Source organism: Nostoc sp., assembly GCF_036917465.1.
Lineage (GTDB): Bacteria > Cyanobacteriota > Cyanobacteriia > Cyanobacteriales > Nostocaceae > Nostoc.
The window spans coordinates 25,481-33,438 of record NZ_JBALDL010000019.1 but is presented as its reverse complement, the minus strand read 5'-3'; the positions used below and the strand labels follow the sequence as shown (position 1 = coordinate 33,438).

Below are 7,958 nucleotides of genomic sequence, written 5' to 3'. Positions count from 1 at the left end.
GAGATAGTAGCTTACTTTGATAATAGGACAACAAGTGGTGCTGTTGAAGGCATCAATAACAAACTAAAGCTAATTAAGCGTTCCGCTTATGGGTTTAGAAACTTTAATAATTTTAGAGTAAGATGCTTATTGAATTGGCATTTTAATTATTAGTTAAGCATAACAAGTACTGAAGAACCCAATATTTTAGGTTAGGTTTTCGTGATATTGCTCGAAATACTGATGAGAGGACAATGATTTCAACTATCATCCCTCCTAATTTTCACGGTAACAAAATTCCAACTGCAAAAATATTTGATGATGAAGGAAAACAGTTAATAGACAATATAAACCAATTATTTATTAGTGGAGTATGGAACAGCTTTGTTTTAGACTGGCTTCTACGAACAAAAGTTACTACAACGCTAAATTACTTTTACATTTACCAACTACCCGTTCCACGTTTAACAAAAAACGATCGCAGCTTCAACGACATTGTACAACGTGCCGCCAAACTTATCTGCACCACACCAGAATTTGACGAACTCGCGCAAGAAGTCGGTTTAAGTTCCCATCAACAAGGCGTTACCGACGAAACAGAACGCGCCAAACTCCGCGCCGAACTCGATGGAATGGTAGCACACCTTTACGGCTTAACCGAAGATGAATTTAGCTACATCCTCACAACATTTCCCATTGTGAATGCAACCGTTAAAGAAGCAGCATTAGAAGCTTACCGTAGCCAAGTAGGGGCAATTCATAAATCATTGGTGTCAACTTAAGGTGAAACCCTTGTAAAGACTGGATATTGAGTTCACTCACTTCCCACCACTATCCGCGTTACCCCACCCTAACCCTCCCCTTATGTATTGGCTACGGTGTACACACAAGTCTTTGAGAGTGGCTTCATAGGCTTTTGATCCCCCCAACCCCCCTTAAAAAGGGGGGCAAAAGTCTCTTAAAGTCCCGCTTTTTAAGGGGGATTTAGGGGGTATCTACAACGATTTTGGGTTTGTACAAAGATGTGTGTACACCGTAGCTTTGTAAAGGGGAGGGAACCGGATTTCCTGTTTCCCCCCTTTATAAGGGGGGATTAAGGGGGGTAATACGAGTTGACACCAATGTTCAGGAATTGCCCCTACAGCGTGTAAGTTGACTAGAGGCAGCAACCCTCAAGGGATTTAGAACCCCGACTTCTTTTAGAAGTCGGGGTTCTAATCTGCTATAAAAAACTCAAGATGCATATTATCTGTAAATTTCTAAAATTATTAACTTTAAATTTATAATTCCGAATAATCTCTAGTGCCGATGAAAAATTGTAATTTCTTAATAATTTATTTTAAAATCATCGTAGAGCTTGAGTAGTATTATTTTTCGTTACAATTGAATTGCTGCTATAAATACAAAATAAAGTCTAATAAATTACTATATAAATCCGGCAGCATTTACCTAGTCATCATATTAGAACTGTGCAAATTCATCCTCACTCCAAATTTAACCATAGCCGCGATCGCTCTGAACCGGGTTTGCAAAATTTACTCGACCGCCTTGTTAAAACAATGGAGCGCGATGAGTTAGTTCGGCAAACAACGAATCAACTCAGAAAATCACTTCAGGTTGATCGGGTGGTGTTGTATTATTTTTACGGGCAGTGGCAAGGTCAAGTGACTTTTGAATCTTTGAGTTCTAAAGGATTTTCAATACTTGGTTCCACTGGCCCAGATGGTTGTTTTAACGATCGCTATGCTGAATTATACTTGGCAGGACGGGTAAAGGCGATCGCTGATATTGAATTAGAACCAATCGAAGCTTGTCACCGAGATTTTCTCCGCAATATGCAGGTTCGTGCCAATCTGGTTGTACCAATTTTGATTCCTAGAGGATTATGGGGATTATTAGCAGCACATCACTGCCAAAGGCCTCATTATTGGTCGTCATCAGATATGGAAATGATGCAAGCAGGCGCACAAACCCTAGCAACAGCCCCTTACATACTAGAAAGTTAAAAAGGTGTCTAGTTAAAAAGGCGGTTAGAAACCGTGTCTACACAGGCAAAATCCACCGACCTAGGTTAGAAGATGTTTGAAAAACTACATCTGGGTAGGAGCAATTCATGAATTGCCCGCAATACGGTTCGGTTAACATGTTTGTCTCTCGAAGATCCCCCCAACCACCCTTAAAAAGGGGGGATTTTTTCCTCTTTACCCCATTTTTAAGGGGGTCGCCGCAGGCGGGGGGATGTTATCCGAACCCTATTGGAATTGCCCCTATCCGCATTGGCAAGAGGATTGAGAAGTTACATATTTACTAACTTCGTTGAAAACCCTTAGCTGATTTTTGTTGTCCTTTACTCTTTGGCTTAGATTTGCTAACTTCTCCTAAAGCTTCCTGAAATAAATTATGCAAATGTATGGGTACACTGGCAATATCTGGTAACTCTGGCTCAATAGGTTTGTGGAATTCTTGCAAAAGTGCATCCAAATCACTTTCAAGGTGAAATGGACGTTTCAAAAATGTTTGCAACACATTTTCTAATTGAGTTGGATACTGTTGTGCTAATCGATACCAAATGAAGGCATTAATACTTTTATCTTCGAGATAGTAGCGAATTAATTTTTCCGCCCCTTGAACACTTTGCCAATCTTCTGTTGATAAGATTGCTTGCACCTTACTATATGTTGGTAAAAACATTTGTCCCCAACGCGGATGAGAAAGGGCTGTTACTTGTTCTGCTTTCTTAAGTTCAGCAGGTAAATCAACCTTGGGCATAACCATTTTGCTATTGCCGGCTTTGCTGTTCAACATCTGAGAGACGACGTTAGAATCAGCACCAAATTCTTGTGCTGCTGCCTTAATTTCCTCATCTCCAATGCCAGCCGCTTCTGCCACTTCTGCTAAAGATTTTGAAGGATCAATTCCTGCTGCTGCGAAGGTTTTTTCAGTAATTACTTCTTGAAATTCAGCTATTTTTTTATTCAGATGATATCCAGATAGAGTGATTTCATCACTGCCAAAAAAGTCCACAAACTGCTGATGATATTTTGCTACTGATTCCCAAGATTCCTCTAATAAATCTGGAGCATCGCTGTAAAGATTACTTTTATAGTTTTCTTTAAAATTACCAATGGCTACAGCCAGTTTTGGTTTACCTAATTTACCCATTATTGTGTAGGGGCCAGATAACATCCAGTAGCTATCGGTGACAGGAGAAATACGAGTTAGTAAAATTTCTCCTACTTTCAACCGAGATATTGCCTGTAATGTTTGAGTATTGTTAGGCTTGACAATATAGCGTTTATCTGTAAGCCAGTTTGTCAATTCAAAACCATCAGGTAGGATGTTTGTAATGGCAAATAAGCCAATAAAACTATGATGCCAGCTTTTGATCAGGTTGCGATCGCTATCTTCTAAATCTGGATGGCTTTCAATAAACAACTCTAATGGTGATTTGTCACCGACTTTCCCGGCTGTCAGAAAGCTATCGATGATTAAGTCCTGCTGCGTACTATCGCCACTTCCACGACGTAACTGTTCTGCTGCATAAGTTTCTAGTGCTTTTGCCAGTTCACCTTCAGCATCAAGGACAAAATCAACCAAGGCTTGTTTTAATTGGTGCGATCGTTCTAATATGACATCCACAAGTTAATCTCTCGGTGCGACAGATGTAGATTATAGCCTTTGAGAGAATTACAGCATCTAGCAATAGCTAGATTTATCGTGGATAGGTACTTTATCCCTATGGAAAAGAAGATATCATTCATCTGGAAAGTATCGATTTTCAGTATGCTGTTGCAGATTTATATGGGGATGAGAATCTGGAGGATTAAAAATATGTTTTTATAAAGCAAACTAAAAAGGCAAAAGAAGATTTTCTTTTGCCTTTTTATTTTTTACCTTTTAAGAGAGACGCAAAATTTCAAGTCTCTATTCCTCGTCGAAATCATCCTCTTCGTCTTCCTCTTCTTCCTCGAAATCATCGTCGTCTACTACTTCATCGGCAATTAATTCATCTTCTTCATCTAGAATTGACCTTTCTGCACGTCTGCTACCAAAGCCAGATTCACCAAGAGTCGGAGAATCTAAATTATAGGTACGAGCTGTGCGGTCATCTAAGACCATATCCAGGGGATCGTCAACTTCATCTAAGACACTACTGCTAATTTCAGCAGTATAATCTTCGATCGCACCGGGTTCATCATAGGTATTGTACCCAGTACCAGCCGGAATCAATCGCCCGATAATCACGTTTTCCTTTAACCCGCGCAGCCAGTCAGATTTACCTTCGATAGCTGCTTCGGTAAGTACCCGTGTTGTCTCTTGGAATGATGCGGCGGAGATAAAGCTGTCGGTGTTCAACGATGCTTTGGTGATACCCAACAATACTGGGGTATACTGTGCTCTAGCACCGCCTGTAATTGCCATAGCTTCGTTCACCTGCTCAACTTGGCGCAATTCCACCAATTCACCAGGAAGCATGGTAGTGTCGCCACCATCATCAATCCTAACTTTGTTGGTCATCTGGCGAACAATTACTTCAATGTGCTTATCGGAAATATCAATCCCTTGAGATTGATAAACCATCTGCACTTCATTCACTAAGAATGTCTGTACCTTCTGTAAGGCAAGGCTAGCACAAGCATAGATTCCATCTTCGGAACCAAGGCTAAAGAAGATTTCTAAAATTTCGTGGGGATTGGATGGGCCATCAGTTAACGGTTGTCCCGCTAATACCATTGAGCCATCTGGCACAATCAAGTTTTGTCCAGGCCCCAGAGGATAATCTGTCACCACGCCATTTGATTCTACGACCTTAATTGCGATCGCTTCATCACCACCATCAGCGTAAACTACCTTGATTTCACCCGCCCGGCGACATAAAATGCACGCTTCTTTTGGTTTACGAGCTTCAAGTAGTTCCTCAATCCGGGGCAAACCTTGAATGATATCTCCAGTTTTGGCGCGTTCAAACACCAGCAACACCAAGTTATCACCCCGTTGTACCAAATCGCCGTCTTCTATCTGCAACACAGCGCCAGGGCTGACTCGATAGGGGCGACCAATACGGCTAGTAATAGCATAGTTTTTAGTACTCAAAGCTGAGTCACTACCAGATGCAGCAGGGGCATTTTTGATATCCACTACTTGCCCTGATTCTTGGGCAAAAACTCCCGGAGCAATTTCTGTCCCTTCTACTATCAAGTCACCCACTTTAACTTTGGGCTGAGTACTAATATTCGTAACGATCCTGTCAACATCGCGCAACACCAAACAGCGACGCACGTTTTCGGTTCCTTTTTGGACACCTCGCACTATCCCCCCTTCTTTACACAAGATTTGGGTACGTGCTACCACAGCTCCAGGGGCGATGGAAATCCCGTCGTATACCTCAAGTGTGGTCTCGGTGCTACCTTGGGTAGCATCGGCGGTAATATCTCGACGAATTACCAAGGACTCCAAAATCACCAGTTGCAAGCGTTGAACTTCTAGGTCTTCAGTATCCTGTACCAGTTCAATATCTGCTGCTAGGGGCGAAGCATTGTGGTCTTGTTCCCCTTCTTGCTCAATTTCGAGAACTAGCTGGGTTCGCAGCAGTTCCACACCTTCAACAGACTTGACACGTTCCGAATCTTTGTAAGGTAGTCTTTGCACAGCCCGCAACTGAATCGAGCGCCCAGTTTGTTGACTTACTGATGTAGTTGATGGCACATCTGGGTTATCAGGTACAGCAAACTCAACTACGGGACGACTCAACAGGGCGGGGCCTTCTGGTGTCTCCACATACTGGATATAACGCAATTCCGTGGCGACATTACCTTGGAATTCTTCACCTGGTTGGATGAAGGTGTTATCTCGCCCGATGACTGATTCGGGATCGTCCACCATCAGCAGTTCCCCTGGCTTCACCACAACTTCCCGCAGGATGTCGTTTTTCTGAGTCACTTCTACTACACCACTGTTTTGGCAGAAGATATCCTTCACGACTTCGGTGCCAGCTTCTACAAACTGACCGTCTTCCACCAACAGCAAGGAGATATCTTTATTAACTTCGTGGCTTTCTTCGGGAATCCACAGCAGAGTACCGCCCTGCACAACTTCATAACCCAGCTTGGCTTTGCCTTTTTTCTGGACTTCGACACCCGCGAATTTCAAGAATCCACCAGTGGTTGTACGATAACGGTCATCAATTAACTCAGCTACTACTTGACCATTTTGCACTTTTGTGCCCGGTGTAGCCCGGAGGTTAAATACCTGGTTGTTGCCAGTGGAAACTAAGTAGTTATTGCGACCTTGAGAACTTTGGACTGTCACCGTTGCCTGGTCTAAGACCACAGAAGCAGTGATAATCTCAATTTCTCTGGTACTCTTACCTGGGGTAGCTTCGGGCAAACGCACCACACCGCCGTGCAAACTGCTTAACTTGGTTTCTGCTAAAACTCCATTAGCAGCGATCGCATCACCATTTTTCACTATCAATTCTGCACCTGGCGGCAAGTTGTAAACTTCCCCAGACAAAATCCAAATCAAACCACCCCGTGCGGCTGTGGTTGTCGTATTACCTTGACGGTCAGTTTTTTGTTCTGGAACTACTTCGGCAAATTGCACTTCCCCTGCTAAGTCAGAAGCAACATCTTTAACTGCTTTTTCTGTATTAGTCCGAGTTGTCCGTCCACCAAGGGCAACCTCTGCCAACAACTGCCCTTGTTTTACCTTATTTCCATCAAATACATATAGTGTTGAACCTTGGGTTAGATGAACCTCTTGATTCTCTGGAGTAACATCACCTACTTTTGTTGGCTCCAAAAGCATGATGCCATTAGCTTCAACATAGAGGGCATCTTCCCCGTGGCGAGTCCGATATGTTCTAGTCTTCAACTTGCGGGGAAGCTTGACAGTCCCATCGATTTTAGAACGAACTTGTTGCGCCACTTCCCCAGTAAACACCCCACCAGTGTGGAATGTCCGCATGGTTAGCTGAGTACCAGGTTCACCGATACTTTGGGCAGCAATGATCCCCACAGCTTCGCCCAAGTCCACCATTTTGGCGTGGGCCAAACTCCAGCCGTAGCAGTGTTGACAGACAGAACGTGCGGCTTCACAAGTTAGTGGCGATCGCACCACAACTTCTCCCACCCCAGATTTTTCAATTTTCTTCGCCAAGTCTTCAGGAATTGGCGAATTGCGGGCTGCAATCAGTTCTTTTGTTACCGGATGCACCACATCTTCGCCAATTACCCGTCCCATTAAGCGGGTTCCCAGAGGAATCAAGGTTTTGGCACCTTCTGTCATTGGTCGAATGGCAAGACCTCTGGTAGTGCCGCAGTCAAATTCCCGAATAATTACATCCTGGGAAACGTCCACCAACCGACGGGTGAGATAACCAGAGTCAGCCGTCCGCAAGGCAGTATCCACCAATCCCTTTCTGGCACCATAAGACGAAATAATATATTCCGTCACAGTTAGCCCTTCACGGAAGTTGGTTTTGATCGGTAAATCGATAATTTCCCCTTGAGGATCTGCCATCAGTCCCCGCATCCCCACCAACTGCCGGACTTGGGAGATGTTACCCCGCGCCCCGGAGAATGCCATCATGTATACGGAGTTCAGGGGATTAGTCTTCTTGAAGTGGACGACTACTTCATCTTTCAAGGCTTCACTGGTACCATTCCAGGTATCAATTACCTTTTGGAAGCGTTCTACTTCAGTGATTTCTCCCCGTTGATAACGGGTTTCAGTAGCACGAATTTCTTCCTCGGCTGCTTCTAAGAGCAATCGCTTAGTTGGTGGTATCATCAAGTCATCTACACTGATGGAAACCCCTGCTTTGGTAGCGTAGCGAAATCCCAAATCTTTCAATTTGTCCGCCATCACTGCGGTTCGCGCTGTACCATAATTCGTAAAAGCCCAAGAAATTAAATTTCTCAGTTGACCTTTGTCAACCACGCGATTGCGAAAAATCATTTTTTCGTTAGTCATTAATC

5 protein-coding genes are annotated in these 7,958 nt (G+C 43.5%); 3 read left to right on the top strand and 2 right to left on the bottom strand.

Annotated features, from left to right (window positions below; translation table 11 throughout):
- From V7K38_RS03880 to V7K38_RS03870, 3 genes are all read left to right on the top strand, one after another.
- Nucleotides 1-153: transposase (locus V7K38_RS03880; RefSeq protein ID WP_334855597.1), on the top strand; the 153-nt coding region annotated here is incomplete at its 5' end.
- Nucleotides 154-233: 80 nt separating this feature from the next.
- Nucleotides 234-761: a hypothetical protein gene (locus tag V7K38_RS03875; protein WP_334855594.1), complete on the top strand. Its 528-nt coding sequence runs from the start codon at nt 234-236 to the stop codon at nt 759-761.
- A gap of 687 nt (nt 762-1,448) precedes the next feature.
- A complete protein-coding gene (locus V7K38_RS03870) occupies nt 1,449-1,985 on the top strand; it encodes a GAF domain-containing protein (protein WP_334855593.1) in 537 nt (178 codons plus the stop codon).
- 301 nt (nt 1,986-2,286) lie between these two features.
- Here the strand turns inward: V7K38_RS03870 and V7K38_RS03865 are convergent, their stop codons facing one another.
- Together V7K38_RS03865 and V7K38_RS03860 are read right to left on the bottom strand one after the other, a co-directional pair.
- Complete coding sequence (locus V7K38_RS03865) at nt 2,287-3,618, bottom strand: hypothetical protein (protein WP_334855592.1); 1,332 nt, start codon at nt 3,616-3,618, stop codon at nt 2,287-2,289.
- Nucleotides 3,619-3,903: 285 nt separating this feature from the next.
- Nucleotides 3,904-7,953, bottom strand: a complete 4,050-nt coding sequence (locus V7K38_RS03860; RefSeq protein ID WP_334855590.1) for a DNA-directed RNA polymerase subunit beta'' — start codon at nt 7,951-7,953, stop codon at nt 3,904-3,906.
- Nucleotides 7,954-7,958: the final 5 nt, after the last annotated feature.